Source organism: Fulvimarina manganoxydans (genome assembly GCF_900176465.1).
In the GTDB taxonomy this organism is placed as follows: Bacteria; Pseudomonadota; Alphaproteobacteria; order Rhizobiales; family Rhizobiaceae; genus Fulvimarina; species Fulvimarina manganoxydans.
On the sequence record NZ_FWXR01000001.1, the window covers coordinates 55,876 to 82,186 of the forward strand.

The 26,311-nt window shown below is 62.9% G+C and carries 24 protein-coding genes; 16 read left to right on the forward strand and 8 right to left on the reverse strand.

All coding sequences use genetic code 11. From position 1 onward, the window contains the following. Window positions 1–9 precede the first annotated feature (9 nt). The 3 genes from B9A15_RS00360 (at window position 10) to B9A15_RS00370 (ending at window position 2,934) form a co-directional block, all read left to right on the forward strand. Entirely contained in the window at window positions 10–1,137 is a 1,128-nt protein-coding gene (locus tag B9A15_RS00360; protein WP_084407843.1) for a restriction endonuclease, SacI family, read from the forward strand. 337 nt (window positions 1,138–1,474) lie between these two features. Further along, entirely contained in the window at window positions 1,475–1,819 is a 345-nt protein-coding gene (locus B9A15_RS00365) for a hypothetical protein (protein WP_084407844.1), read from the forward strand. Then, a complete protein-coding gene (locus tag B9A15_RS00370) occupies window positions 1,819–2,934 on the forward strand; it encodes a site-specific integrase (RefSeq protein WP_084407846.1) in 1,116 nt (371 codons plus the stop codon). Before B9A15_RS00365 ends, B9A15_RS00370 begins: the two co-directional genes overlap by 1 nt. Before the next feature lie 11 nt (window positions 2,935–2,945). Here B9A15_RS00370 and B9A15_RS00375 read toward each other — a convergent pair whose 3' ends face one another. From B9A15_RS00375 to B9A15_RS00385, 3 genes are all read right to left on the reverse strand, one after another. Further along, window positions 2,946–3,557 carry a GTP pyrophosphokinase gene (locus tag B9A15_RS00375; protein WP_084407848.1) on the reverse strand — a complete coding sequence of 204 codons (612 nt, stop codon included), beginning with the start codon at window positions 3,555–3,557 and terminating at the stop codon, window positions 2,946–2,948. After that, window positions 3,554–4,573, reverse strand: a complete 1,020-nt coding sequence (locus B9A15_RS00380) for a hypothetical protein (RefSeq protein ID WP_084407850.1) — start codon at window positions 4,571–4,573, stop codon at window positions 3,554–3,556. Before B9A15_RS00380 ends, B9A15_RS00375 begins: the two co-directional genes overlap by 4 nt. 339 nt (window positions 4,574–4,912) lie before the next feature. Further along, window positions 4,913–5,536, reverse strand: a complete 624-nt coding sequence (locus B9A15_RS00385) for a DUF922 domain-containing Zn-dependent protease (RefSeq protein WP_084407852.1) — start codon at window positions 5,534–5,536, stop codon at window positions 4,913–4,915. Window positions 5,537–5,800: 264 nt separating this feature from the next. Here B9A15_RS00385 and folP point away from each other — a divergent pair, with 264 nt between their 5' ends. The 13 genes from folP to guaD all read left to right on the forward strand — a co-directional run bounded on the left by folP (window position 5,801) and on the right by guaD (window position 19,867). Then, window positions 5,801–6,697: a dihydropteroate synthase gene (folP, locus tag B9A15_RS00390; protein WP_084407854.1), complete on the forward strand. Its 897-nt coding sequence runs from the start codon at window positions 5,801–5,803 to the stop codon at window positions 6,695–6,697. Continuing rightward, window positions 6,691–7,218: a 2-amino-4-hydroxy-6-hydroxymethyldihydropteridine diphosphokinase gene (folK, locus tag B9A15_RS00395; RefSeq protein ID WP_084407856.1), complete on the forward strand. Its 528-nt coding sequence runs from the start codon at window positions 6,691–6,693 to the stop codon at window positions 7,216–7,218. The genes folP and folK overlap by 7 nt, the downstream gene beginning before the upstream one ends. Window positions 7,219–7,485: 267 nt before the next feature. Continuing rightward, entirely contained in the window at window positions 7,486–7,854 is a 369-nt protein-coding gene (gene uraH, locus B9A15_RS00400) for a hydroxyisourate hydrolase (RefSeq protein ID WP_084407857.1), read from the forward strand. A 2-nt stretch (window positions 7,855–7,856) separates the two neighbouring features. Next, window positions 7,857–9,359: a xanthine dehydrogenase small subunit gene (xdhA, locus tag B9A15_RS00405; RefSeq protein WP_084407859.1), complete on the forward strand. Its 1,503-nt coding sequence runs from the start codon at window positions 7,857–7,859 to the stop codon at window positions 9,357–9,359. Beyond that, on the forward strand, window positions 9,359–11,761 hold the full coding sequence (gene xdhB, locus B9A15_RS00410; protein WP_084407861.1) for a xanthine dehydrogenase molybdopterin binding subunit: 2,403 nt from the start codon (window positions 9,359–9,361) through the stop codon (window positions 11,759–11,761). The genes xdhA and xdhB overlap by 1 nt, the downstream gene beginning before the upstream one ends. A 64-nt stretch (window positions 11,762–11,825) precedes the next feature. Then, on the forward strand, window positions 11,826–12,083 hold the full coding sequence (locus tag B9A15_RS00415) for a type II toxin-antitoxin system HicA family toxin (protein ID WP_084407863.1): 258 nt from the start codon (window positions 11,826–11,828) through the stop codon (window positions 12,081–12,083). Then, a complete protein-coding gene (locus B9A15_RS00420; protein ID WP_084407865.1) occupies window positions 12,080–12,418 on the forward strand; it encodes a type II toxin-antitoxin system HicB family antitoxin in 339 nt (112 codons plus the stop codon). The genes B9A15_RS00415 and B9A15_RS00420 overlap by 4 nt, the downstream gene beginning before the upstream one ends. A 9-nt stretch (window positions 12,419–12,427) precedes the next feature. Beyond that, complete coding sequence (gene xdhC, locus B9A15_RS00425) at window positions 12,428–13,261, forward strand: xanthine dehydrogenase accessory protein XdhC (RefSeq protein ID WP_084407867.1); 834 nt, start codon at window positions 12,428–12,430, stop codon at window positions 13,259–13,261. A 41-nt stretch (window positions 13,262–13,302) separates the two neighbouring features. Then, window positions 13,303–14,856, forward strand: a complete 1,554-nt coding sequence (locus B9A15_RS00430) for an ABC transporter ATP-binding protein (protein WP_210190456.1) — start codon at window positions 13,303–13,305, stop codon at window positions 14,854–14,856. Continuing rightward, window positions 14,856–15,974, forward strand: a complete 1,119-nt coding sequence (locus B9A15_RS00435) for an ABC transporter permease (RefSeq protein WP_084407870.1) — start codon at window positions 14,856–14,858, stop codon at window positions 15,972–15,974. The genes B9A15_RS00430 and B9A15_RS00435 overlap by 1 nt, the downstream gene beginning before the upstream one ends. Before the next feature lie 2 nt (window positions 15,975–15,976). Next, window positions 15,977–16,894, forward strand: a complete 918-nt coding sequence (locus B9A15_RS00440; protein WP_170923137.1) for an ABC transporter permease — start codon at window positions 15,977–15,979, stop codon at window positions 16,892–16,894. 139 nt (window positions 16,895–17,033) lie between these two features. Then, window positions 17,034–18,143, forward strand: a complete 1,110-nt coding sequence (locus B9A15_RS00445; protein ID WP_084407874.1) for a BMP family ABC transporter substrate-binding protein — start codon at window positions 17,034–17,036, stop codon at window positions 18,141–18,143. A gap of 320 nt (window positions 18,144–18,463) precedes the next feature. Continuing rightward, window positions 18,464–19,867 (forward strand): guanine deaminase, encoded by a 1,404-nt coding sequence (gene guaD, locus B9A15_RS00450; RefSeq protein WP_425292937.1) that lies wholly within the window; start codon window positions 18,464–18,466, stop codon window positions 19,865–19,867. Between the two features lie 124 nt (window positions 19,868–19,991). Here the strand turns inward: guaD and B9A15_RS00455 are convergent, their stop codons facing one another. The 5 genes from B9A15_RS00455 to B9A15_RS00475 all read right to left on the reverse strand — a co-directional run bounded on the left by B9A15_RS00455 (window position 19,992) and on the right by B9A15_RS00475 (window position 26,257). Next, window positions 19,992–20,684 (reverse strand): Isoquinoline 1-oxidoreductase subunit, encoded by a 693-nt coding sequence (locus B9A15_RS00455; RefSeq protein ID WP_170923120.1) that lies wholly within the window; start codon window positions 20,682–20,684, stop codon window positions 19,992–19,994. 211 nt (window positions 20,685–20,895) lie between these two features. After that, window positions 20,896–23,061, reverse strand: a complete 2,166-nt coding sequence (locus tag B9A15_RS00460; RefSeq protein WP_084407876.1) for a xanthine dehydrogenase family protein molybdopterin-binding subunit — start codon at window positions 23,059–23,061, stop codon at window positions 20,896–20,898. A gap of 5 nt (window positions 23,062–23,066) precedes the next feature. Then, complete coding sequence (locus tag B9A15_RS00465; protein ID WP_084407878.1) at window positions 23,067–23,525, reverse strand: (2Fe-2S)-binding protein; 459 nt, start codon at window positions 23,523–23,525, stop codon at window positions 23,067–23,069. 322 nt (window positions 23,526–23,847) lie between these two features. Beyond that, window positions 23,848–24,030 (reverse strand): CsbD family protein, encoded by a 183-nt coding sequence (locus tag B9A15_RS00470; RefSeq protein WP_084407880.1) that lies wholly within the window; start codon window positions 24,028–24,030, stop codon window positions 23,848–23,850. Window positions 24,031–24,220: 190 nt separating this feature from the next. Then, window positions 24,221–26,257, reverse strand: coding sequence for a sensor histidine kinase (locus tag B9A15_RS00475; RefSeq protein WP_084407882.1), 2,037 nt, complete (start codon window positions 26,255–26,257; stop codon window positions 24,221–24,223). Between the last annotated feature and the right edge of the window lie 54 nt (window positions 26,258–26,311).

Sequence of the window (26,311 nt, forward strand, 5' to 3'; positions counted from 1 at the left end):
ACGATCGACATGCTACGAATCGACAAGAAGGTTGCGGAAAGCATTCTTCGCCAACAAGCAGCCCTATCGGAAAACGATCCGGGAGACGAGGGCTGGGTCGACCGTGTCGAGGAGTTATCCAGACTTTGCGAAGAGGGCGGCGCCCGGACGCACGTCGCCTTCCTCGGGACCGCGCTGCTGGCCAAATCGGTCGATCGGCGCGCCGATCTGAAATGGATCAAGCCGAAGCTCGCCCAGGAGGGCGAGGCGCCCTTCGCATTCTCCGCCCGTACCCTTTCGGAGCGCGTTCTCGTTCCCGTATCGGCGGACCTCGGTATCCATATCGGCATGACGTCTCCGCAGCCGCTGAACAATCAGCCGTACTTCAGAATGTCCTACCTCGGCGACGGCACTCCGATCTCCGCGGCCGGCCGCCCCGCGTTCGATTACATGCTCGGGCTGATCGACGAACTCGGCAACCTCGACGAGAACGCTTCCCGCAACGCCCTGCGTGCCTTCGTTGGTGTCCGCAGGCGATATCAGCCGCGATACACGGAGCGAGAGGGCGAACTGGTCTTGACCCCGCGCGTGCTGTCCGAGACGATCGCCACGTTCGTCGGGCGCAGATCGGAAAACGGAAAGCGGGCTCAAGCGTGCGTGGCCGCGCTGTTCGACGTGGCGTTCGGACCGGAAAACGTCGACTCCGGTCGGATCAACGACCCGTCCCGCGACAAGCCCGGCGACGTGAGCGTCATGGACGGGGACCGGGCATTCAAGGCGATCGAGGTCAAGGACAAGCCGGTCTCGTTCAACGACGTGCAGATCTTCGGAAAGAAGGTTGTCGATATGGGCCTCGTCGACGCGGCCTACGTCATGGTCGCTCAGCGGCAGGAAGTTCTCGACCTTCCCGCCCTGGAGCGGTGGGCGGATGGCTTCGGATTGTCGCTACGTCTGTTCTACGACTGGGACGAACTCGTCGAGGAGGCTTTATACTGGTCGAGGTTGCCTGCCCGCGAGGCCGCGAAGGTCGCGGTCGAAAGGATTCGGATTCGCCTCATCAATGTCGAAGTCGAGCCCGCAAGTCTCGAAGAGTGGTACGACGATCTCGCGGAGCATTCCGCTCCAGAAGAGGCACCCGCCGCTGGCCCCCGGTTCTGAAGGTTTTCCCACACCACGTCTGCCTGGAACTGGGGTGAAATCCTTCCTGCAAGGGGGGAAACCATAAACCATCCGCTCGATGAACGCCTTGCGCGTTGCCGGCCGCAGGCATAGTCTTCGGATGTCGCGTCCTCGACGTGACCTCTAGATCGAGGGCAGTGCCCCACAAACCGGTTCTTCCGGTTACGAAGTCGGCCCCTCCGCAGGATCCTGCGCGAGGGGCTTTCGTTTACCTTCTTTCCGCTCTGCCGTTGAATGCCGCGCCGCTCAAGGAATAGAATCAGAATCAGCGAGGCAAGGGCCGGTTCCGCCGGCATGCCCGTACCGGAGACTCCGCATGACTTATCGCCTGGTCGTCGAGACGATGACGCTCCCCGATCTTTCGAACGCGATGCCTGACGAGCCGTTGCGCCTTTCCGAAGCCGTCTGGCTGCCGTCGCTCGGCAGAAGGATTTCAGAGAAGATTTTTCGGACCGCTATCGCGAACGGTGACCTTCGAGCCGAGAGGCTCGGCCGCACGCTCTACGTGACGCCGGCCGCGATCGCCGAATGGCGCGAGAACGCCGCGGTGACGCCGGCCGAACGTTCCCGAGCGCCGGAACCTCGACGCGACGACGGCAGGGCGGCCGCGTCCCGAGCGAAGGCGCGTTCGGCTCTCGCCGCTCTGAAGGACGCCCGCTGATGCCTCGCCGTAGCGCTCCCGCCCGGCTCTGGCTTTTCCGACCGAAGACCCGCGCCGGCGTCGTCCGCCAGGCGACATGGTACGTCAAGCACGGCGACAAGCGATTCTCCACCGGTTGCCTCGAGGACGATCGGGCGGGCGCCGAGGCGGCGCTGGCGGACTATCTCGTCCGGGCGGCCGCCGAGGAGGACGAGGTCCGCGATCGGCGCGCCGGCGAGGTCCGGATCGACGACGTGATCTCGCACTATGCCGCGGAGAAGGCCTCAGTCGCCAGGCCGCGCGAACTCGGCGCCCGGCTCGGACGTCTGTTGGACTACTGGGGCGAGATGACGCTCGACGAGGTGAACGCGAGAACGTGCAAGGCCTACGCTCGGCAGCGATCGACGGTGCAGGCGGCGAGGCGGGAACTCGAGGACCTCCGGGCGGCGATCCGGCTGTACGCGAGCGAGGGTCTGTGCCGCGAGATCGTCGTCGTCTGGGTACCGGAGAAGGCCCAGGCGCGGGAAGGATACCTGACCCGCGACCAGGCGGCGTCCCTTTTGTGGCACCTGTGGAAGACCCGGGCGAAGCAGGGGAACAAGAAGACGACGACAAGGACGCTCAAGCACGTCGCTCCGTTTGTTCTCATGGGAATCTACACCGGGACGAGGTCGAGCCGGATCTGGAAAGCGTCTTTCGTGCGCCAGCCAGGTCATCCCTGGATCGACGTCGAGAACGGTGTCTACTACCGAGCAGCACCGAGAGAGATCGTCGCCCGGAACAAGCGTGCCGGCGCGATCCGGATCCCGGGCCGGCTGCTCGTTCATCTTCGGCGGTGGGCCCGCGAGCGGGACTATCTGGTGGAATACCGTGGCAAGCCGGCGAACCCGAAAAAAGCGTTGTACCGCGCCTTCGACGACGTTTTCGGCGACGACCACGATTTCGTCGTCCACAGCCTGAGGCACACTTGTGCGACCTGGCTCATGTGGTCCGGAGGGAACGTCGACGACATCGCGAGCTTCCTCTCAATGTCCCGGAAGATCCTTTTGGAGGTCTACGGTCACCACCATCCCGACGCCCATCGGCTCGTCGGCGACCTTTTCATGAAGAAGCCGGGTGATAGAAAAGCAAGCTAGACACGAAGGCCCTAACCTTGCATTCGCTTCTCAAAAAGCTCGTTAAAAATGCGGTCCGCCCCCCAAGCTTGTGCAGAAGTGAAAGCTAGTTGCCGGTTTTCGTCGGGGTTCAATGGTTCAGCACCGGGCTTGTAGCCGAGATCGTGGTTTGCCTCGGACCATGCATGTTGAAATAGCGTCTTGATCTGAAGTTCGAAACATGCAGGGCGCATCGAGTCATCGACGTCCTCACTAACAACATCCATCGGCAACAACAGAATATGGTGTTTTCCGAAATATCCAAACTCCCATTCTTTCTGCGGTACAACGTTGCGCGACTCAATGGGACGAAAATACTTGAGGACAATTTCAGCAATACGTTCTACATCTGAAGTGTAGAACGTAATTATACGCGCTCCAATCTGGTCTTGTATCTGATGCAGCGGCTCATCGTACTTAAGCTTCCCATCTTTCATGATCTCAGCTTTTGCCACGAAGCGATCGATGCTCTTCGGTCTGGTTGAAATGCGGTCGACGCGCTCAACATCCACCAGTAAAGACCGTAGATATTCATCAAGTTTATTTGCTATCGGACCCAGCGCTTCATCGTGGCGTTTCGTGTATTCCGTTCTGACAGACGTCATCTGGTCTTCGCCAATTTCTCAGATACAATTTTCCCGGTCGTCGAGAACCTCGTTTCATCTTCGGATCCATCAACGGGTTCGATCGAAAAGATGTCGTTGAACTTGGCAGACTCCGCTGTCAGGACCGCGCCGCTATCCAACTCGATTGATTTGTAGGGCAAAACGCGGGCAAACTCGTCGCCACTGAAGACGAAAGTCTCTGCGGCTAAGTCGGATCTGCTGAACTGCGATCGCACGACTTCCGCAGTCCGTTCGTCAAAGCCATATCGATCAAAGAACGTTTCAGCGCTGGTGGACTGCCCATTGATTCCGCTTGCCAGTGTGGCGGCAGCGGTGATCTTCTGTTTGACATCGAGGTCCTTGGTACTCTTGACTGCGTCCTTTAATGCCAATGCAAGACGCCTCGTGCCTAAAGCAGGGGTGGTCAAAAGATCTGAAGCCAAGAATTCCTTCACCCAGTAATCCGATGTCTCGGCATCACGGCTGTTAATCTGTTTATCGACAGCAATACCACTCCAAAATCCAGCGGCCAACGAGGCATGTCGATATGCGACAGCCTTGTAGGAATGCGCATTCTTCATGAAGACGCGGTCAATGAATTCCACCGTTAATTCTTCTGCAGCTTCGTCAACGAGAACGCCGTTATTGGCTCGAAACCTCGAGACTACGACCTTATGATCGCTCCCTTCCTTTCCGCGGATAAGAAACATGAGGCCAAGGCCAGACCGCTTCGTAGTCACACCGGCTAGCCTCTCCGCCAGTGACCGGCCCTTCTCAATATCCGGAGCGGTAACGTAATCGACTAAGAGGGTTCGGCAGGGATTCTCCTGCTGACCGTCCTCCGCTTGTCTGAAAGCGATCCCGATGCTGCATTCGGTTTCCGCTCGATCGTAGATCTCATTCAACAGCGAGAACATCTTGCCCTCCTGCGGGACCGCGTTCCCTGTGATCGGGGCTGCGTCCTCTACTCCCTTGTTGGGATAAACAAGATAGGTGTGAATATTCTCGATCGGCATCGTTCCTCCCGAAGCTGTCGGGCACGTTACTAGCAGATCGGCTCGCTTGACCAGCGGTTGAAAGCATTTCGGTTTACATATCGGTGGACACGCCGGCCGCCCGTCGTCCGACATTACAGAAAGTTCATGTTTTTCAAGGGGTTTGGGGCTGAGATCTTGCCGTCGTCCGCGAGACTGTCCCTCGGTGTGAACGAGGTGCTCTCCCGCTGAGCTACGCGCCCATTGGCCGGTGAACGGCCGAATGTCGGCGGCTTATAGGCGTGCTGGGCGCGCCGCGTCAAGCGGCAACGGACCCGTAAAACGGCTTGTCACAGAACGGTGCTGAGTCCAGCCCGATCGTCAGCGCATTCCGGCTTCTTCCATGGACCTATTGAAGGCCCGGCGCAGGCGAAAATCGACCTCGCGTCCTTCGATCGTGTCGAATTCGATCTGTTTGCGCTCGTGTTCGGCGAGATAGCGCGACATCACCGTATTGGCCATCCGCTCCATGGTGGCGCAATCGCGTTCGGGCCTCAGATTGCGCAGGGCGCTTTCCATCCGCTTCTGGAAGTTGATCGCGATCTCGGCATGACGGCGCTCGTGGCGCGTGATGTCTTTCTCCAGCGTCTGCCAGATGAGCGCGGTGCGCGAATCGACGCGCTTGGGTCGGGCCCATTTCGGCAGTGTGATGTCGAGGGCGAGCGAGATCGTCGCGTCCTTGACCGCGCAGCCTTCTGGCACCCGCTTATAAGTCACCTCTCCATCGAATTTGACGGAGGTTGCGCCCGGATGGCGGCGCCCGGTCTGTTCGATGACCGGCCCGGCCCGGCTCAGGCTGTCGTCGAGTTCACTCAAGGTGGAGCCGCGAACGGCGAAATAGCGGGTCGATTGCTCGACCGAGCCGGCCATGGCTGGGCCGAGCCCGGCGATGGCGAGGCTCAGCATCCCGATGCCGCCGAGGGCGATGGCGAGAGGCCTTCCCATCTATGTCTCCTCCTGTCGCTGATCGCCAGATTTTACGCCTGCCGCCAGGATGCTATGCCGCGTACCGAAACTTCACAATGGCCGACGGCTTCTTCTTTTCGTGAAAGCGGAACAGGTTGCGCTTCTCGGCAACGCCCATTCTCGCTAAGCGGTCCGATACGCTATCGGGGCGGTGTCCTGTAAGATCGCGGGCGGCGTGTAAGCGTCTGGAACTCCGATCAAACGGATTCCCCAACAGAAGTCGAAAGAGGAAAGGGCAGTTCCATGACGGAGCTTTCGGGCGAGACGGGACGCTCGCCTTTATCGGTGATCGAGCCGCGCGGCGGGCGCTGGAAGGTCGGCCATGGCCGCTCCGTCGAGCTTGGCGAGACCGCCTGTATCATGGGCATCCTCAATGCGACGCCGGACAGCTTTTCCGATGGGGGGCGCTATGCCAGCGTCGAAGCGGCCGTCTCGCAATCCTTGAAGATGGTCGAGGCCGGCGCGACCATCATCGATATTGGCGGTGAATCGACGCGGCCAGGCGCGACCCCGGTCGATGCGGCCGAGGAGCAGCGGCGCATTCTCCCGGTCATCGAGGAACTGGTGCGCTGCTCCGATTGCCTGATCTCGGTCGATACCTATCGCTCAGAGACCGCGAGGCTCGCCGTTTCGGCCGGGGCGCATATCGTCAACGATATCTGGGGCGCTCAAAAGGACCCGGCGATCGCGAAAGTGGCGGCGGAGACCGGGGCAGGGCTCTGCCTTATGCATAATGGGCGCGAGCGCGAGACGTTGAAGGACGTCATCGAGGACCAGTTCCTCTTCCTCAGCCGGTCGATCGAGATCGCGCAGGAGGCTGGTGTGCCCAAGGCGGCGATCGTCATCGATCCGGGTTTCGGCTTTGCCAAGGACGGCCCGGAAAACATGATCCTGATGGCGCGGCTCCATGAAATCCGGGCGCTCGGCTATCCCATTCTCGTCGGCACCTCGCGCAAGCGCTTCGTGCGCACCGACCCCTCCGGTCGCCTGCCGGACCCGGATTTCGCGACGGCTGCGACGACAGCCTTCTTGCGTGAGCGCGGGGCCGATATCTTCCGGGTCCATGAGATCGCGATCAATCGCGACGCGCTTTTCATCGCCGATGCCATGCGCCGAGCGCTGAAAGGTGAGACATGGTGAGCTTGGCGCGCGCCGCACTTGGCCTCGGCGGCAATGTGGGCGACGTGCCGGCCTCCATGGCGTCGGCTTTGAAGGCGCTCGATGCAAGACCGGACCTGTCCGTCGCCAAAGTTTCACGGCTTTACCGCACACCCCCCTGGGGCAAGCTCGATCAGCCGGATTTCGTCAATGCTTGCGCGCTTATCGAAACCACACTATCGCCCCATGCGCTGCTCGATCTCTGCCTGCAGACGGAGCGCGCCCATTTGCGCGAGCGCGGAGAGCGATGGGGGCCGAGGACGCTCGACATTGATCTTCTCGACTATGACGGCGAGGCGATTTCGGACGAGAGGCTGACGCTTCCCCATCCGCGGGCCGGCGAGCGGGCTTTCGTTCTCGTGCCGCTTGCCGAAATCGCGCCCGATCTGCGGCTCGGTGGGCGCCCTGTCGGCGAAACGGCGCTCGCCATCGAACCTGAGGGTATCGAGCCGATGAGTTCGGACGGAGAATGGTGGCGCGTCGATGCTCGGTCGGTGGGCTAAGTGTTTACTTCAACAGACCGCGATCCCAAACGGCGGAACGCGGTCGCGAAGACGCAGCCGGACGCTTTGGAATCGCTTGCGGTTCTGCGCGATTGCGGTGCATCATCACCCGATTGATCGCGGCCTAACGGCTTTGGCCAAAGCTGCAAACAGCTTCCTGGGCAAGCTTTTGGGTCAAGAGTTTCATAAGGCCGGGGACGTGGCCGGCAGTCGGCGCCTCGCATGATTGTCGAAGACCCTTCCCCTTAGAGAATGGATGGCTGATCGATGGCGGAGAGCTCTTCGGGCACCCTGACGACCCATGTCCTCGATACGGCGACGGGTAAGCCGGCAGCCAAGCTGTCGCTTGCGCTCTATAAGCTGGACGAGGCGGGCAAGCGGCAAAAGATCCTGGAGACGCTCACCAATGACGATGGGCGGTGCGACGGGCCGCTTCTTTCGGGCACCGCGTTCGAAACCGGTGTCTACGAACTCGTCTTCGAAGCTGGCGCTTACTTCGAGACCCTCGGCCTCCAATTGCCGGAGCCGAAATTTCTGGACGAGGTCGTGCTGCGCTTCGGCATGGCCGAGCCGATCCATTATCACGTGCCGCTTCTCATCTCGCCCTTCGGCTATTCGACCTATCGGGGGAGCTGATCATGACGAGCGAAGCCCGGCCGATCCGCTTTCTTCTCAATGGCTCCGAGCGTTCCGTCTCAGGCGTTTCGCCGACGACCACTGTCCTGCAATATCTGCGCGAGAGCGAGCGGCTGACCGGCACCAAGGAAGGCTGCGCGGAAGGTGATTGCGGCGCCTGCACCGTGATGCTTGCAGAACCGGATGGTGTCGGCGGGATCGAGCGGCGCGCGGTCAATGCCTGCATCCAGTTTCTCCCCGCCATGAACGGGCGGGCGATCGAGACGGTGGAAGGTCTTGGCACCCATGGCGGCGCGGAAGGCGCCGAACGGCTCCGACAGGAGATGGTCGAGCGCCATGCGAGCCAATGCGGCTTCTGCACGCCGGGTTTCGTGGTCCAGCTCTTCTCCGGCTGGATGACCGGCGCGATGAAGGATCGGCAGTCGGTCAAGGATCTCGTTTCGGGTAATCTCTGCCGCTGCACCGGTTATGGTCCGATCATCGATGCCGGCGAGGCGCTGGCTGCAAGCGGTGCGCCAAGCGGTCAGACCGGCGATGCGGCGCTTGCCAAGACGCTTTCCGATCTCGAAGGGTCGGGGGTCTTTTCCTATTCAGCGCCCGGCACGGCCGGCGAAATGCGCTGGTTCGCGCCGACCAATGTGGACGATCTCGCCGACACCTATGCGGCCCATCCGGAGGCCGTGCTCGTTGCGGGCGCGACCGATGTCGGGCTTTGGGTCACGAAACAGCATCGCGACCTGCCGATCCTGATCGATGTCTCCAAGGTTCGCGACCTTACAATGGTCGAGGAGCGGCTCGGTAAGGTCTATCTCGGGGCCGGTGTCACCCATCGCAAGGCGAGAGAGGCGCTGGGCGACATCCATCCCGACCTGTCCGAAATGCTGCGCCGCTTCGCCGGATATCAGATCCGCAATGCCGGCACGGTCGGCGGCAATATCGCCAATGGCTCGCCCATCGGCGACCTGCCCCCTTGCCTGATCGCGCTGGGGGCCCGCCTGTTCCTACGCAAGGGCGACGACGTCCGGCTGATCGATCTCGAGAACTTCTTCATCGATTACGGCAAGCAGGACCGCGCGAAGGGCGAATTCGTCGTCGCCGTCGAAGTGCCGCGCCTTGAAGACGATCAGCGCTTCTTCGCCCACAAGATTTCGAAACGCTTCGATTCCGACATTTCCGCCGTCATGGCCGCCTTCCGGCTGACCTTCGATGGCGATGTCGTGCGCGAGGCACGCTTGGCCTTTGGCGGCATGGCGGGCGTGCCAAAACGGTCGAAGGCTGCGGAAGCCGCTCTCGTCGGCCGGCCCTTCGATGCGAGCGCGGTTGCGGATGCTCAGGTAGCGATGGAGAGCGATTTCAGCCCGCTCACCGACATGCGGGCGACGAGTGCCTATCGCCTGACGAGCGCGAAGAACCTCCTGAAACGGTTCCAGCTGGAATCGTCTGGCTCGGTCACCGGGCGTACCGCCGGGCCCGATGCGGCCCTTGATCTGGCGGGAGCGATCTGATGGACGAAACGCGCATTCAGGATCGCGGCCCGGCCGGAGAGCCCACGATTGCCGAGCTTCACGAAGGGGCCCCCGGAGACAAGCGCCCGATAAGGGGCGGGGTTCGTCAGAGACACGCCCATGACAGCGGTTTCAAACATGTCACTGGCTCCGCTCGCTATACGGACGACGAGCCGGACCTGCCGGGCACGCTGCAGGTCTATCTGGCCCCGAGCGAGAGGGCCCATGCGCGCATTCGGGCGATGGATCTGTCGGCGGTCCGCGCCGCGCCGGGCGTCGTTCTCGTCCTGACCGCCGAGGATATTCCCGGCCAGAACGACTATTCGCCGGTCTTCGGCGACGATCCGATCTTTGCCGAGGGTCATGTCTTCTTCGTCGGTCAACCGCTTTTCGCGGTCGCCGCCGAGACGATCGATGCGGCGCGCCGGGCCGCGCGGCTCGCCAAGATCGACTATGAGGACTTGCCCGCCGCGATCGGTTTCGATGCAGCGCTGAACTTTGCGGATGAGGTGGGCAAAGACCTTCTGCCGCCGCACACTATGCGGCTCGGCGATGTGGACGCGGCGCTGGAGACGGCGTCGAGGACCGTTTCGGGCCGGATCGAGGTCGGCGGCCAGGACCATTTCTATCTCGAAGGCCAGATCGCGGTCGCCCATCCCCTGGAGGATGGCGACGTCTTCGTGCGCTCCTCCACCCAGCACCCCTCCGAGGTGCAGCACAATGTGGCCAAGATGCTCGGCGTGCCCGACCATGCGGTGACGGTCGAGCTTCGGCGCATGGGCGGCGGGTTCGGCGGCAAGGAAAGCCAGCCGGCGCTGTTTGCGGCCGCTGCCGCGCTCGTTGCGGTGAAGACCGGACGGCCGGCCAAATGCCGGCTCGACCGGGACGACGACATGATCATGACCGGCAAGCGCCACGAGGTGCGGATCGACTATCGCGCTGGCTTCGACGCGGCCGGTCGGCTTCAGGGCGTTGCCTTCGACCAATTCGTTCGCTGCGGCTATTCCTCCGATCTCTCTGCGGCGATCGCCGACCGGGCGATGTTCCACGCCGACAATGCCTATGATCTGAAGGCGGCCTGCATTCATTCGCGTCGCCTCCAGACCCATACCGTCTCGAACACCGCCTTTCGCGGCTTTGGCGGGCCGCAGGGCATGGTCGGCATTGAACGGCTGATGGATCGCATCGCCTTCGAGACCGGTCTCGATCCCCTCGATGTGCGCAAGGCCAATCTCTATGCCGGCATCGGCGGAGAGCCCGGCGTCACGCCCTATGGCATGAAGGTCGAGGATTCGGTCGCGGGCGAGATCATCGAGGTCCTCGAAGTCTCGTCCGACTATCGCGCCCGGCGCGAGGCAGTGAAGGCGTTCAATGTCAGAAGCCCGATCCTGAAAAAGGGTCTGGCGCTGACGCCCGTCAAATTCGGCATCTCCTTCACCACCTCCCATCTCAATCAGGCGGGCGCGCTGGTCCATGTCTATAAGGACGGCTCGGTTCATCTGAACCATGGCGGCACGGAGATGGGGCAGGGGCTCTTCGTCAAGGTCGCCCAGGTCGTCGCCGAGGAATTCCAGATCGACATCGACAAGGTGAAGATCACCGCGACGACGACGGCCAAGGTGCCGAACACCTCGGCGACGGCCGCCTCCTCGGGCTCGGACCTCAACGGTATGGCGGCCCAGGCGGCGGCCCGCACGATCAAGACGCGGCTGATCGACTATGCCGCCGAGCGCTATCATGTGCCGAAGGACCAGATCGTCTTCGAGGCGAACCGGGTTCGGATCGGCAATGAGGAGAAGCGTTTTTCCGATCTCGTGGGCGAGGCCTATCTCGCACGGGTCTCGCTGTCCTCGACCGGTTTCTACGCAACGCCCGATATCCATTACGACCGGGAGAGCGCGAGCGGCAAACCCTTCTATTATTTCGCCTATGGCGCCGCCTGTTCGGAAGTCGTCATCGATACGCTGACCGGCGAATACAAGCTCACCCGCGTCGATATTCTCCACGACGTGGGCAAGTCGCTCAATCCGGCGATCGATCTTGGTCAAATCGAGGGCGGTTTCATCCAGGGCTTCGGTTGGCTGACCATGGAAGAGCTCTGGTGGGACGACAAGGGCCGGCTGAAGACCCATGCCCCCTCGACCTACAAGATCCCGACCGCCAACGACCGCCCGGACGATATGCGCATCGCGATCTGGGACAAGGGCGAAAACCGCGCCGAGACGATCTATCGCTCGAAAGCAGTCGGCGAGCCACCCTTCATGCTGGCGATCTCGGCCTTCAGCGCTCTGACCGACGCCGTCATCGCGGCGGGCGAGGGCCGGGCGTTTCCCCATCTCGACGCGCCCGCGACGCCCGAACGGGTGTTGCGGGCGGTGGAGGAGGTGCGGGCGAGATCGTGACGAGTGTTGTTGTGTCGATTCTGGTCTTTGCTTTGAAATGGTACTGTTTTATAGTACCAAATAGATGAGGAAGCGCCATCAACGGACCCTTGAGGCGATTTTTGCGCGGCCGGTCAGCGGGACTGTCCGATGGAGCGACATTGAAGCTTTGTTCGTCGAGCTCGGGGCCGTTGTGGAAGAGCGCGCGGGGTCTCGGATCGGCGTGCGCCTTTTCGGCGAAGTTCGCGTCTTTCATCGTCCACATCCTCGGCCGGAAACCGACAAAGGGGCGATCGTAAGCGTCAGACAGTGGCTGGAGTCTCAAGGGGTTAAGCCGTCATGAGCAATGTCATGGACATCGAAGGGCATAAGGCTGTGGTGACATTCGACTCAGAGATCGGAATGTTCAGGGGCGAGTTCATTGGCTTGACCGGCGGCGCTGATTTTTACGCGACGAGTGTCGACGGATTGCGAGAGGAGGGTCGTCTCTCCCTCGAAACTTATCTCGAAATGTGCGCGGAAGAAGGGATCGAGCCATTCCGCCAATTTTCGGGCCGGTTCAATGTTCGAATCGATGCTGGGTTGCATAAAGCCGCGGTCTCGGCGGCGAAGGCCCAAGCGAAGAGCTTGAACGAATGGGTCGGCGATGCCATTCAACGGGCCACCCGTGAGGGGTGAACGGCTTCCATGATAGGCCTCGCAGCCACGGCACAAGGTCTTCTGGAGAGAAGCACGCCGACGATCCTCGTGACCGTCTCGCAGGCGCTCGGCTCGACACCGCGTGAGGTGGGCGCATGGATGCTGGTCGGCGCGGACGACGTCGTCGGCACCATCGGCGGCGGCCGGCTGGAATTCGATGCGATCGATCGGGCGCGAGACATGCTCCAAAGCGGGGAAAGCGAGGCACAGACGGATGTGCCGCTCGGTCCCGAAATCGGGCAATGCTGCGGGGGCCGGGTGTCCTTGTCCTTTCGTCTTGAGGATGCGGCGGGCCTTGCCGCACTCCAGGCGAAGGCCGAGCGGGAAAGGGCCGGCCAACCGGCCGTCTTTATTTTCGGGGCCGGCCATACGGGGCGGGCCTTGGCGAAGGCACTCGCCGCTCTGCCGCTGGCCGTCACGCTGATCGATCAGCGTCCCGAGACGCTCAACGCTCTTCCGCACGCCATTCGATGCGAAGCGGCCGCCATGCCCGAGGCGTTGATTGAGACCGCGCCGCCGTCCTCGGGCTTCATCGTGATGACCCATGATCATGGGCTCGATTTCCTGATCACAGCGGCAGCCCTCGCACGCGAGGACGCCGCCTATGTCGGAATGATCGGTTCCGCGACCAAGAAGGCGCGTTTCGCCTCTTACCTCCGCGATCTCGGCCGCCCGTCCGATATCGAGCGTCTCACCCTGCCGATCGGGGCGAGCGCTCTGCGCGACAAGCGGCCGGAGGTCATCGCGGCACTGACCGCATCGGAGCTCCTCACGTGCCTCCTTTCCGCTCAACAGAAATCGCTGCCTCTTCGCTTGGCATGAGGCTCTTCGCAGTGCCATACTGTCCCTAAGACGGTTTGAGGATGATTCCGAACGCGATGACGCCGCGCCTGCAACTCTCCGGCATTACCAAGCGATTTCCAGGCGTCGTCGCCAACGAAGCCGTATCCTTTTCCGTGGCGCCCGGTGAAATTCACGCTCTTCTCGGCGAGAACGGCGCCGGCAAGTCGACCCTCGTGAAGATCATCTATGGCGTGCAGAAAGCCGATGAGGGGACGATTGCCTTCGACGGCCAACCCGTTTCGATCGGCTCGCCCAAGGAGGCGCGCGCGCTTGGCATCGGCATGGTTTTTCAGCATTTCTCGCTGTTCGAGGCGATGACGGTGCTGGAGAATATCGCTCTTGGCATGGACCATCCGCCGCCGCGGCGGGAGCTGGAAGCCAAGGTCCGCGAGGTTCTGAAGACCTATGATCTTGCGCTCGATCCCCATCGCGACGTCCACACGCTGTCGGTCGGCGAGCGCCAGAGGATCGAGATCGTTCGGGCGCTGATCCAGTCCCCGAAACTTCTGATCATGGACGAACCGACTTCGGTTCTGACGCCCCAGGAGGTGGAAAAGCTCTTCACTATTCTGCGTCAGCTGAAGCGCGAAGGTTGCTCGATCCTCTATATCTCCCACAAGCTGCACGAGATTCAGGCGCTTTGTGACGGCGCAACCATCCTGCGCGGCGGCAAGGTGGTGGGCACTTGCGATCCGACGCGTGAGTCCCCTCGCTCGATGGCCGAGATGATGATCGGCGGCAGTTTGAAGGATCTGTCGGGCAAGGACAATTGCGTCTATGGCGAGGAGCGTTTCGCCGTATCCCATCTCTCGGCGCCAGGCGAACCGCCCTTCGGGACAAGTCTCAAGGACATTTCATTCTCGGTCCGCTCCGGCGAGATCTTCGGCATTGCCGGCGTTGCGGGCAATGGTCAGAACGAGCTTCTCTCGGTTCTGTCGGGTGAGCGCAGCGATGACGTCGACGGTTCGATCCGCATGGACGGCCGCGAATTGACGGAGCTAGGTGTCGGCGCCCGGCGCAGGGCTGGGCTCGCCAGCGTTCCCGAAGAGCGGAACGGCCATGCGGCGGTGCCCACCATGACGCTCACCGACAACGCGATCCTCTCGGCGCGCGGACCGAAGGCTCTCGCCAGTGGCGGTATTCTGCGCACCGGACAGGCCCGCGACTATGCGAAGTCGGTGATCGATGCCTTTTCCGTCAAGGCGGTCGGTCCTCAGGCGCTTGCCGGCAGTCTATCCGGCGGAAACCTGCAAAAATTCATCATGGGCCGCGAGATCATGACCGCGCCGGCCGTCCTTGTCGTCTCCCAGCCCACATGGGGTGTCGATGCGGGCGCGGCCGGTTTCATTCGTCAGGCCATGATCGACCTCGTCGACAAGGGGGCTTCGGTCGTCGTGGTCAGCCAGGATCTCGACGAGCTTCTCGAACTCTGCGACCGTCTTGCGGTCATCAATGAGGGGCGCCTGTCGGAGGCGATGGATGTGGAGGGCATTTCCATCGATCGGATCGGCCTTCTGATGGGTGGTGTCCATGGCGAGACCCGTGGAGATCAGGCTCGGGAGAGCGCGGCATGATGGGATTTGCGCTCGAACCGAGACGGCAGGAAAGCCGGCTTGCTAACATCGCCGCGCCGGTCATCGCGGTGGCCGCGACGCTCATCGTCGGTGCGATCCTCTTCACCCTCTTAGGCCATGACGGCCTCGCGGCGGTCTGGCATATCTTCATCGCGCCGCTCTTCAATCCCTATCGTTGGCAGGATCTTCTGGTGAAGGCCGCGCCGCTCGCCATGATTGCGACCGGGCTTGCCATCGGCTTCAAGGCGAATGTCTGGAATATCGGCGGCGAGGGACAATACATTCTCGGCGGGCTGGCGGGCACCGGCGTCGCCTTGGCGACACTCGACATGTCCGGCGCCTGGATCCTTCCGGCGATGATCCTTGGCGGCATTTTCGGGGGCATGGCCTATGCGGCGATCCCGGCCTTTCTGAAGGTGAAGCTCGGCGTCAACGAGATCCTCTCCTCCTTGATGCTGAACTATGTCGCGATCCAGCTGCTCTATTATTTGATGCGCGGGCCGTGGAAGGACCCGATGGGGTTCAACTTCCCCCAGACGGCGATGTTTTCCGGCGATCAAACGCTGCCCTATGTGGTGCCGGGAACGCTCATCCATCTCGGCGTTCCAATCGCGGCCGCGCTGGCGCTGACGGCCTGGGGCGTCATGACCCGGACCGTTGCCGGGTTCCAGTTCCGCACGGTGGGCGCCGCCCCCAAAGCGGCGCGCTTCGGCGGCTTCTCTGCCTCCTCCACGGTCTGGCTGGCGCTTCTCATCGGCGGCGGCATGGCTGGGCTCGCCGGAATTCTGGAAGCGGCCGGACCCTTCGGACAGATGGTGCCGCAATTTCCGACCGGCTACGGCTATACGGCGATCATCGTCGCCTTTCTCGGCCGGCTCAATCCGCTTGGAATCCTCGTCGCGAGCCTGGTTCTGGCGCTCACCTATGTGGGGGGCGAGAGCGCTCAGACGGTGATCGGTCTGCCCTCGGCGGCGACGGGCGTCTTCCAGGCGCTCATGCTGTTTTTCCTTCTCGGCGTCGACATCCTGGTGCGCTATCGTCTGGTCCGGTTGGAGCCGGCGAAGAAGACGGAGACGGCGGAGGTCTCGGCGCCGAAGACCGGAGTTGCCCGCGCATGAACATCGATCTCTTGGTGGCGATCCTCATGACGATCGCGGGAGCGGCGACGCCGCTTCTCATCGCCGCGCTCGGCGAGCTGGTGGTCGAAAAGTCCGGCGTTCTCAATCTCGGTGTCGAGGGCATGATGCTGATCGGCGCGGTGACGGGCTTTGCCATCGCCGTATCGACGGGCATCCCGGCCCTTGGCGCGCTCGGCGCGATGATTGCCGCCGCGCTCGCCTCGGCGATCTTCGCTTTCCTCACTTTGTCCCTGATGGCCAATCAGGTGGCGACGGGCCTTGCCCTGACGATCTTCGGCACCGGCGTCTCGGCGCTGATCGGCGCGCCTTTCGTCGGCATCACCACCTCGACGCTCGGACCAATCTTTCCCGCCGCATTGGCGAATGATCCGATAGGCCGGCTCATTTTCGGCCATTCGCCGCTCGTCTATATCGGGCTCATCCTCACATTCGCGGTCTGGTGGTTCCTCAAGCACAGCAGGGCCGGGCTGATCCTGCGCGCCGTCGGCGAATCGGATTCGGCCGCCCATGCGATCGGGTATCCGGTCCTGAAGGTGCGCTATCTCGCCGTCCTGTTCGGTGGCGCGATGGCCGGGCTCGCCGGGTCCTATTATTCGCTGGTGCTCACCCCGATGTGGGCCGAGCGCCTGACGGCGGGACGCGGCTGGATCGCGATCGCCCTTGTCGTCTTCGCGTCCTGGCGCCCCGGGCGGGTGCTTCTCGGCGCCTATCTCTTCGGCCTCGTCATCACCATGGAGTTGCAGGCCAAGGCGGCCGGCTTCAACATGTTCGCGCCCGAATTCCTGGCAGCCCTTCCCTATCTCGCGACGATCGCAGTGCTCGCCGTCATCTCGGTCGCCAAGCGCGGCGGTGTCGCCGCGCCCGCCTGTCTCGGCAAGCCGTTTCGTGCGGCAGCCTGAAGGTCCGGGCTGGAAGAATGGGTCTCGGTTCTATGCCTGTCGGCGGCGCTTCACGAAACGATCGAGAGCATCGAGCGATGCGGTCTCGTCGCCAGGTGCTTTCATCCATCAGATCATCCGAATGAAGAGGAGCTCTCCCATGTTCGACATCACCAGACGCCGCCTTCTGTCGGCCAGCGCTGCCATCGCCTTCACGGCTGGTTCGGTCCTGCCGGCCGCCGCACAGAGCGGGACGAATGGCGAGGGCGTCGAGCCGCCGGTCAAGGCCGCCTTCGTCTATGTCGGCCCGGTCGGCGATTTCGGCTGGACCTATGCCCATGACCAGGCGCGCCAGTGCCTGGAAAAGAATCTCGGCGACAAGGTCGAGACGAGCTATGTGGAGAATGTCGCCGAGGGGCCGGACGCCGAGCGCGTGATCCGCCAGCTCGCCCAGGAAGGCAACGACATCGTCTTCACCACCTCGTTCGGCTTCATGAATCCGACCATCAAGGTCGCCAAGCAGTTTCCCGACGTGAAGTTCGAACATGCCACCGGCTACACCACCGGCGGCAATGAGAATATGGGGCTTTACAACTCGAAGTTCTATCAGGGCCGCGCCGTTCTGGGCACGATCGCCGCAATGATGTCGAAGAGCGGTAAGGCCGGCTATATCGCTTCCTTCCCGATCCCCGAAGTCGTCATGGGCATCAACGCCTTCCAGCTCGCGGCCCAGAAGGTGAACCCGGACTTCGAGACCCAGGTCGTCTGGGTCAATTCCTGGTACGATCCCGCCAAGGAGGCCGACGCCACCAACGCGCTCCTGTCCCAGGGCGCCGACGTGATCACCCAGCACACCGATTCCCCGGCGCCGCTCCAGGCCGCCGAAAAGGCTGGCGCCATCGCCTTCGGCCAGGCCTGGGACATGACGAGCTTCGCGCCGAACGCCCATATGACCGCGATCGTCGACCAGTGGTGCCCCTATTACACCAAGCGCGTCCAGGCGCTGCTCGACGGCACCTGGGAAGCCGACAATGTCTGGCTCGGCATGGCCGAAGGCGAAGTCGAAATGGCACCCTTCAACGACAAGATGCCCGCTGAGGTGAAGGAAGCCGCCCAGAAGATCGTCGATGAGACGAAGGCCGGCGAATACGAGATCTTCACCGGCCCGATCAAGGACCAGTCCGGCGAGGTGAAGATCCCGGAGGGTGAGGTGATCCCCGAAGGCGACCTTCTGAAGATGGACTGGTATGTCGAAGGCGTGAAGAGCTAAGACGAAGCTTAGCGTGGGGGCTCCGTCGACCGGAGCCCCTCGCTTCTGGATCGTCCACGGCAACCGTCCATCGTCGTCATCCGACCGATCCCATTCGAGGGGTGAACTCTTACGCCGCCTAGGCTCTTGCGCTCCATGTCCCGAGCTGGAAAGCTTCGACCACATCGTCCACAATGGGTCTTGGATGGAACGGCAACCGTGGCGCATTCACGGGAACAGGCCGGGTCACTGTCACCTGAGATGGAACCGGAGACGCGTGAGATGCTGGCCTTTTGGCTGAAGGCGGGGGAGGGTGTTCGGTTAACGAGCGCCGCAAGGCATTGATCGAGGCCGTCAAGACGGCCGGGCGACATCTGGCTTTGCGCGGGCGTATCCTGTCCTTCGAAGCCGATCCGGCGAGGGAGGGGCGGGGCGCCCTGCGCTATCATTCGGATGGTCTGATCCTGATCCGCGACGGCATTATTCGGGCTGTCGGCCCGGCGGCGGAGCTGTCGAGCCTGCTCGATCCCGAAACGCCGGTCCGCAACCACCATCCGCATCTCATCCTGCCAGGCTTCATCGACCCGCATCTGCATCTGCCCCAGACCCAGGTGATCGCCTCCTATGGGGCCGAACTTCTGGAATGGCTGCAGAAATACACCTTCCCGGAAGAGAGCCGCTACGGCAATCCGCGCATCGCCTCGGATGCGTCTCGCTGGTTGCTCGATACGCTTGCCATGAACGGGACGACCACGGCGGCGGTCTATTGCACCAGCCATCCGGTCAGTCTCGACGCCTTCATGGGCGAGTCCGAGCGGCGCGGCTATCGCATGATCGCCGGCAAGGTGATGATGGATCGCGGCGCGCCGCAAGCGCTCCTCGATACACCCCAGCGGGCCTATGACGAGACCAGGGAGGCCATCGCCCGCTGGCATGGAAAAGGCCGGCTCGAAGTCGCGATCACGCCGCGTTTCGCGCCGACCTCGACGGAAGCGCAATTGGAGGCGGCCGGCAGCCTGGCGGCGGACTATCCTGGCCTGCCGATCCAGACGCATCTGTCTGAAAACCAAGCCGAAATCGCCTATGTTGCCGAGCTCTTTCCCTGGAGCGCGGATTATACGGCCGTCTATGAGCGCTACGGCCTCGTGCGGGAGCGTGCGCTCTTCGGCCATTGCATCCATCTGAGCGAGCGCGAACGCGGCGCATTGGCCGAGGCCAAGGCGACGGCCGTCTTCTGTCCCACCTCGAACCTCTTTCTCGGTTCGGGCCTCTTCGACCGTGCGGGACTTCGGAAGGCCGGCATCCCCATCGGGATCGCGAGCGATATCGGCGGCGGCACCAGCTATTCCATGCTGACGACGGCGGCCGAAGGCTACAAGGTGCTGGCTTTGAGAGGCGAGAGGCTACCGGCTCTCGAAGCCTTCCACATGATGACGCGCGGCAATGCCGAAGCGATGGGGCTCGGTGCCGTCATCGGCCAGATCGCGGAAGGCTTCGAGGCGGATATCACCGTCCTCGACAGTCGCGCCACAGGACCGCTCTGCCGGCGCATGGACCGGGCCGAAACGCTGGAGGAAGAGCTCTTCGCCCTGATGATGCTCGGCGACGAGCGGTCGACGGTCGCCACCTATGTGGCGGGGCGGGCGATTTATCTCCGGCCTGAAACCGAACGGATCGGCACGGGTCTACAGGAGCATCCCTTCCGGCCCTCGAATGCTGGCGGGCTCGGAAGCGATCAGCAATAGGTCGCGAGCAGCGCCGATCGGACGAGCCGATCGACGCTCTTCGTGAGGGCATGATGTGATCGGAAAAGTCATATGACTTTTCCGATCACATCATGCAGCAAAACAAAGGTTAGAAGCGACGTCCTCACGGCGCCGGGCAGTGGGCGCCAGTCGCCGCCCAGGCCTTGTAGAGATCGCCGAAGGCTTCTTGCGTGCCAGGAACCGGCTCGCGGCCTTCGCCCGGGTTCCAGCCCCAGCCGACGAGGTCGTCTTCGGCCATATGCTCGATCAACTCGGCCAGGGTCTTGCCGCCATTGCGGTCGGTGTCTTTGATCTGCTCGCAGATCTCGCCGAGCGAACGACCTTGCCACGCCATCTCGATCGGCGCCAAGTGCCAGTTGGGGTTGCCCGGGATCGACAGGATATCCTCGGTCTGGCCGACGACCTTGACGTTCTCCGGTCCATGGCAGGTGTTGCACATCAGGCCGGGCACGCCGAAATTGGCGTCCCCCCGCACGACCGGCGGTTGATGCGGCGTCATCGCCATGGTCTGAAGCGGGACATTGCCGGCCGGATGGCAGTTCACGCATCGCGGATGGAGGAGCACCTTGCCGGTCTCCTCGAAGATCGCGATCGAGCGTTCCGTCTCGTCCTCGATGGCGTCGAAGTCGGATACGGGTCGCAGCTGAACGGTTTCGGCCTTTTTCTGCACGACGGGTTGTGAGGGCTCGGGCGCGGCGGGTGCCCGGTCCTGGGACCAGCCGGCGACCGGCGCCGCCGAGAGAAGCGCGCAGGCCGAAGCAAGAAGGCAGAAACGGGTGAGGGTCGTCTTGGTCAAGGCGCGAGCTCGCTCATTCGCGTCATGGGATCGGCCGGCACACCGGCGAGGCTGTCGATGCCATGACGCTGACGGTAAGGGAGTGGGCGGATCGGCAATTCCCCGCCCAGACATATTTGTGAGGCATTGGTCGGCCGGTTCCGTGCCGGACCTGAACGTCCAACCCTTGAAAGGTTTTGGTCCGTACCGGCACGTCACCGACCGATCGAGATCACACGCCGGCGGCCGACATGATCGGCAGCCGCGTCACCGGCTGACCGGTCAGGCGGCGCCAGGCATTGGCGACGGCCGGGCCGATCGGCGGCGTGCCCGGCTCGCCGACACCGGTCGGGGCCGCGCTCGATTCGATGATCGCCACCTCGACCTGCGGCATTTCGGAGATGCGCAGCGAGCGATAGTCGTGGAAATTCGACTGAACCACGCGTCCGCCGTCGCCAAGGGTCACCTCGTCATAGAGGATCGCACCAAGGCCGTAGCCGATGCCGCCTTCCATCTGCGCCCGGATGATGTTGGGATTGACGGCGACGCCGCAATCCACCGCGCACCAGACCTTATGGACCTTCGGACCGCCATCCTCGCCGATCGAGACTTCGGCGATTTCGGCCACATAGGTCGAGAAGCTCTTGTGGACGGCGACGCCGCGCCGGCGGCCATCGGGCAAGGGCGAGCCCCAATCGGCCATCTCCGCGACCTTTTCGAGCACGGCGCGTTCGCGCGCGTCGTCGGGCAGAAGCGCGAGCCGGCCTGAAACCGGGTCCTTGCCGGCCTTGTCGAGCAGCTGGTCGATGAAGGTCTCGACAGCAAAGCCGGTATGGGTGTGGCCGACCGAGCGCCACCACAGGATCGGCACGCCGAGCTTGGGCTGATGCGCCGTCACCCGCCGATTGGCGATCCGATAGGGCATGTCGGAGGCGCCCTCGACGCTGGTCGTGTCGAGCTCGTCCTTGTTCATGATCGACTGGCCGACGATCGACTGATCCCAGGCGACGATATTGCCCGCCCCGTCGATCGCGCCGCGCAGGGAGTGGACATAGATCGGACGATAGAAGCCGCCGCGAATGTCGTCCTCACGCGTCCACATATGCTTGACCGGGCGGGTCATGCCGGAGGCTTTGAAGACCTCGGCGGCCTCGCGCATATAGGGCGAGCCGAATTGGGCGCGGCGCCCGAAGGAACCGCCGGCCAGCTGCGTGTTGACGCGCACATTGGCCGGATCGACGCCGCACACCTCGGCGATCGCCGCCTTGTCCTGGCCGGGGAACTGCGCGCCATTATAGCAGTCGATCGAGCCGTCGGCCTGACGCATCAGAACGGCATCGAGCGGCTCCATCGGCGCATGGGCGAGGAAGGGGAAGACAAGATCGACCGACAGCGTGGTGATGCCGTCGCCATTCATCGCGCCGTCCACATCGCCCTCATTGGCCGCTTCCAGCCCTTGGGCGCCGCCGATCATCTGGCGATATTCCTCGTAGATCTCCTCGCTCGAGCGGGTTTCCGCCGCATCGAGATTCCAGTCGATCTTCAGGGCCGCCCGGCCCTTGAGGGCGGCGAAGGTGTTTTCGGCATAGACGGCGACCCCTTGCGGGATCGTCTTAATGTCGACGACGCCCGGCACCTTGCGCGCCTCCGTCTCGTCGACGCTCGCAACCGTCGCGCCGAACCGGTCGGGATGAGCGACAACCGCGATCAGCATGTCGTCGGCCAGGACGTCGAGCGTGAAGACGGCCGTCCCGTCGACCTTCGACGGCGTATCGAGCCTCGGCCGGTCCTTCCCGATCAGGACAAAGTCCTTGGGGTCCTTGAGGGTCGGCTCCGATGGCGCATCCATCGTCGCGGCCTTGTCGGCCAGCGAGCCGAAATCGCTCGAATGGCCGGATGCCTGATGGCTGATCACACCCTTGGAGACGGTGATCTCCTCGGCGGGGACTCCCCATTCGTCGGCTGCGGCGGCGACCAGCATGGCGCGCGCGGTCGCGCCCGCCTTGCGCATCTGATCGTAGGAATTGGCGATCGCCGTCGAGCCGCCGGTGCCCTGCAGACCGAAGGCGAGATTCTTGTAGATTTCGTCATCGGCAGGCGCCGCCTCGACGCGCATCTGGCTCCAGTCGGCGTCGAGTTCCTCGGCGACCAGGGTGGTGAGGCCCGTATAGGGGCCCTGGCCGAATTCGATATGCTTCGACAGCACGGTGACCGACGAGTCGGGCGCGATCCGCACGAAGGCGTTGAACGCCTTGGCCTCAGGGTTCTGCACATCCGCCGGTTCGCCCTGGATGAGATTGGCGGCCATGCCGCGCCCGGCGAGGGTGACGCCGATGACGAGGCCTGCCCCTTGCAGAAAGGCGCGCCGGCTCGGACGCAGGATTTCGTGACGACCCATAATCCTCAACCTTCCAGGCTCGAAGCCGCGTCGTGAATGGCCTGACGGATGCGCTGATAGGTGGCGCATCGACAGATATTGCCGGCCATGGCCGCGTCGATGTCGGCGTCGCTCGGCGCTGGATTCATCTGGAGAAGCGAGACCGCCGACATGATCTGGCCGCTCTGGCAATAGCCGCATTGCGGAACGTCGATTGCTGTCCAGGCGGTCTGCACAGCTTCGGCCTCGCGACCCGATACGGCCTCGATCGTCGTGACGCTCGATCCTTCGAGATCGGCGATCGGCGTGATGCATGAGCGGCGGGTCATGCCGTCCACATGGACGGTACAGGCGCCGCATTGGGCGATGCCGCAGCCATATTTGGTACCGGTAAGACGCTCAGCGTCGCGAATGACCCAGAGAAGCGGCGTCTCCGGATCGCCGTCGAAGCGACGCTCCTCGCCATTGAGTGTGAATGAAACCATGAAGCTGGTCCTCCCGAGCGAATGTCGGCTGTCGAGCCTCGGATAATCGGGCCCGATCAGTTTGGATGGCTTCTAGGGTAAAGATTTGTGGGGCAAGAGCAAGTGAGCCGGGCGAACCGTCGTGGGCGGGCCTTCGCGGTCCAAGTGCCTGTGCCGCAGGGGAGGAATCCCACGGGTCTTCCGGCCTTGCCTCGCTGGCGCCGGGTCAAATCGTTCCCCGACTGGAGGCAGGAAAGCATATCGAAAGCTGAAATATGAGCGAATGCTCAGAAACAAAAAGGGCCGCCCTTTTGGGGGCAGCCCTATCACCGAGCTTCAGAAATCAGTGCGTCTGGTCGTGGACGGCGTCCTTGACTTTGCCGTAATTCTTCTGGGTCTTGCCTTCGGCCTGATCGACGCGGCCTTCGGCTTCAAGGTCATGATTGTTGGTCATCTTGCCAACGGCTTCCTTGACCGAGCCACCCAATTCCTTGGCTGCACCCTTGATCTCGTTTTTATCGACCATGACTTTTAGCCTCCTTCAAAATCCTGCATTCTATCTTCGCAGGACTTGTGATCTTGTTCGGGTACAAAACGGCATTCGTGGCGATTCGTTCCCGACCAAGGAATGTCATTCATGGAATTTTCATACGCGTTTTCTCTGACCCATTGATCATCGTCGAGGCCAATGCCGGTGACGGACCGCGCCCGGCGCTCTATGGGGAAGCCTCACCGTCTTGCTCGGTGCGATCGGCCTCTTTCGAGGGGAATGAGAGGAGTATGCGAATGCCTCCCTCGGCAAGGTCGTGCTTGTCGAGGCTAGCCCCCAGGCTTGTCGTCATCGCATCGATGAGTTGGGAGCCGAAACCGGAGGAGGCCGCAGCGTGTTCGGCCTCGTGTGAAGCTGGCTCGTCATCCTCGCCCGTATTCGGCGACCGTTCGTAAGCCTTCGCGCCGTTGCGCATGGTTTCCGTCCAAACGAGATGGACGACGCCGTCATCGCTCTTCGACCAATCGACCGCCAAGCGCCCACCGTCTTTCGCCAGGGCGCCGTATTTCGCCGCATTGGTCGCCAGTTCGTAAAGGATGAGGCTGAGCGATCCCGCCTCGCCGCGGTCGAGGACAAGAGCCGGCCCGTCGAGCGTGACCTCGACCGAATCGAGATCGGCGAAGGGACGCACGATCGCTTCGACGATATCGCGCAATGGGGCGGTGGTCGGGTTCTTGGAGGTCGAATGAGCCCGCGACAGGGCGGCGATGCGGTCGCAGGCGATGCGTTTCAATTCCCGCGCCGAGCCCGCTTCGCGCGCCGAAAGCGTCACCAAGGCGCTGGTCATCGCGAATAGATTCTTGACCCGGTGGTCGAGTTCCTGGGCCAGAAGCCGCGAGGCTTCATTTGCCTCGGCGAGTTCCGCATTGACCTTGGCGAGTTCGCTCGTGCGTTCGTCCACCCGTCTTTCGAGGGCTTCCCCGGCCTGCCGCAATTCTGAGGTGAGCGCTTCATTGCGCGCCATGAATTCGCGCAGCCAGCGGGTCGCGCGCCGGACGGCGCGTTTGGTCCGTTCCAGCTCGGTGAAATACATCGAGGGAATCGCAACATCCTCGAAGCGGCCATCGGCGATCCGATCGGCCTGGGCGGCGAGCGCCTTGATGGGTCTGGTGACGGCGCGGGCAAAGAGCGCTCCGGCAATCGCCGTTAGGACCAGGACGAGCAGGGAGACGCCGAGGCCGAGATCGCGCACGCGCTTCAAGGGCGCGAGGATTTCGTCCTCTGGCAGATAGGTGACCACCGCCCAGGGAGTGCGTGAGCCTCGCAATCGCTGCACCGCGCCGCGCCACCAGCTGCCGTCGACCTCCACCCGGGCCAAACGGGCCTCGCCGGGTGCAAGGCTTTCGATGCCGCTCGGCAGGCTTTCGAAGACGGCGACGAGGGTCGGATCGCCGATCTCGTCGAAGCGCGCAAAGCGCGGCTCTTCGTCAGCCGTGCCCTCGACGATCACGGACGCATCGCGATGGGCGATGATGTCGCCATCCTCCGAGATGACGGCGGCCGAGCCATTCTCGCCGATTTCCAGGCTGTCCAGAAAATGGGATACCGCGTCGATCTCGATATCGATCCCGACGACACCGGCGAGCTTAGCGCTGGATGGATCGGTCACCGGGGTCGCGACCGTGATGCCGGGCCGTCTGGCGGAGAAAAAAACATAGGGCTTCGTCCAGACGACGGTGCCCGCCTTGACGGCGTCCTCGTACCAGATGCGTTGTCTTGGATCGAAGCTGTCGGCCGGGTCGTCGCGTTTCACGATCGGCTCGAACAAGGCGTTGTAATATGTCAGCTCGACCCTGCGGGTCGGCTGGGTGACGATGCGCTTCGATCGATAGGTGGCGCCGTCGACGCTGTGATCGCGGTTGACGAAGATGAAGGATCCGTCGCTGGCGCCGTAATAAATGCCGGAAAAATCGCTCTTGGAGCGAAGGATTTCATAGAAATAGCGGATCAGGCGATCGGGATCGGTCGCCGTCACGACCGCGCTTTCCGCCAGCCGCTGGGACAGGGCGGCCGCATCGTCGGCCGGGTCCAGAAAGCTCTCGGTGAAAGCCGTCGTATCCTGCGCGAATTTCTGCGTCAGCCGATCGCCATAGGAGAGGAGGACATCCTCGGAGGCGAATGTGGTGAGGCCGAAGATGACGACGATCGCGATAGCCTGCAGCGCAACGAGCATCAAAGGCAGAACGACGCGTAAGGACCGCATCTGTCGCTCTCCTTTCTACCCATCCGTCTGACGCACGCGCGACTCCTACGGCGA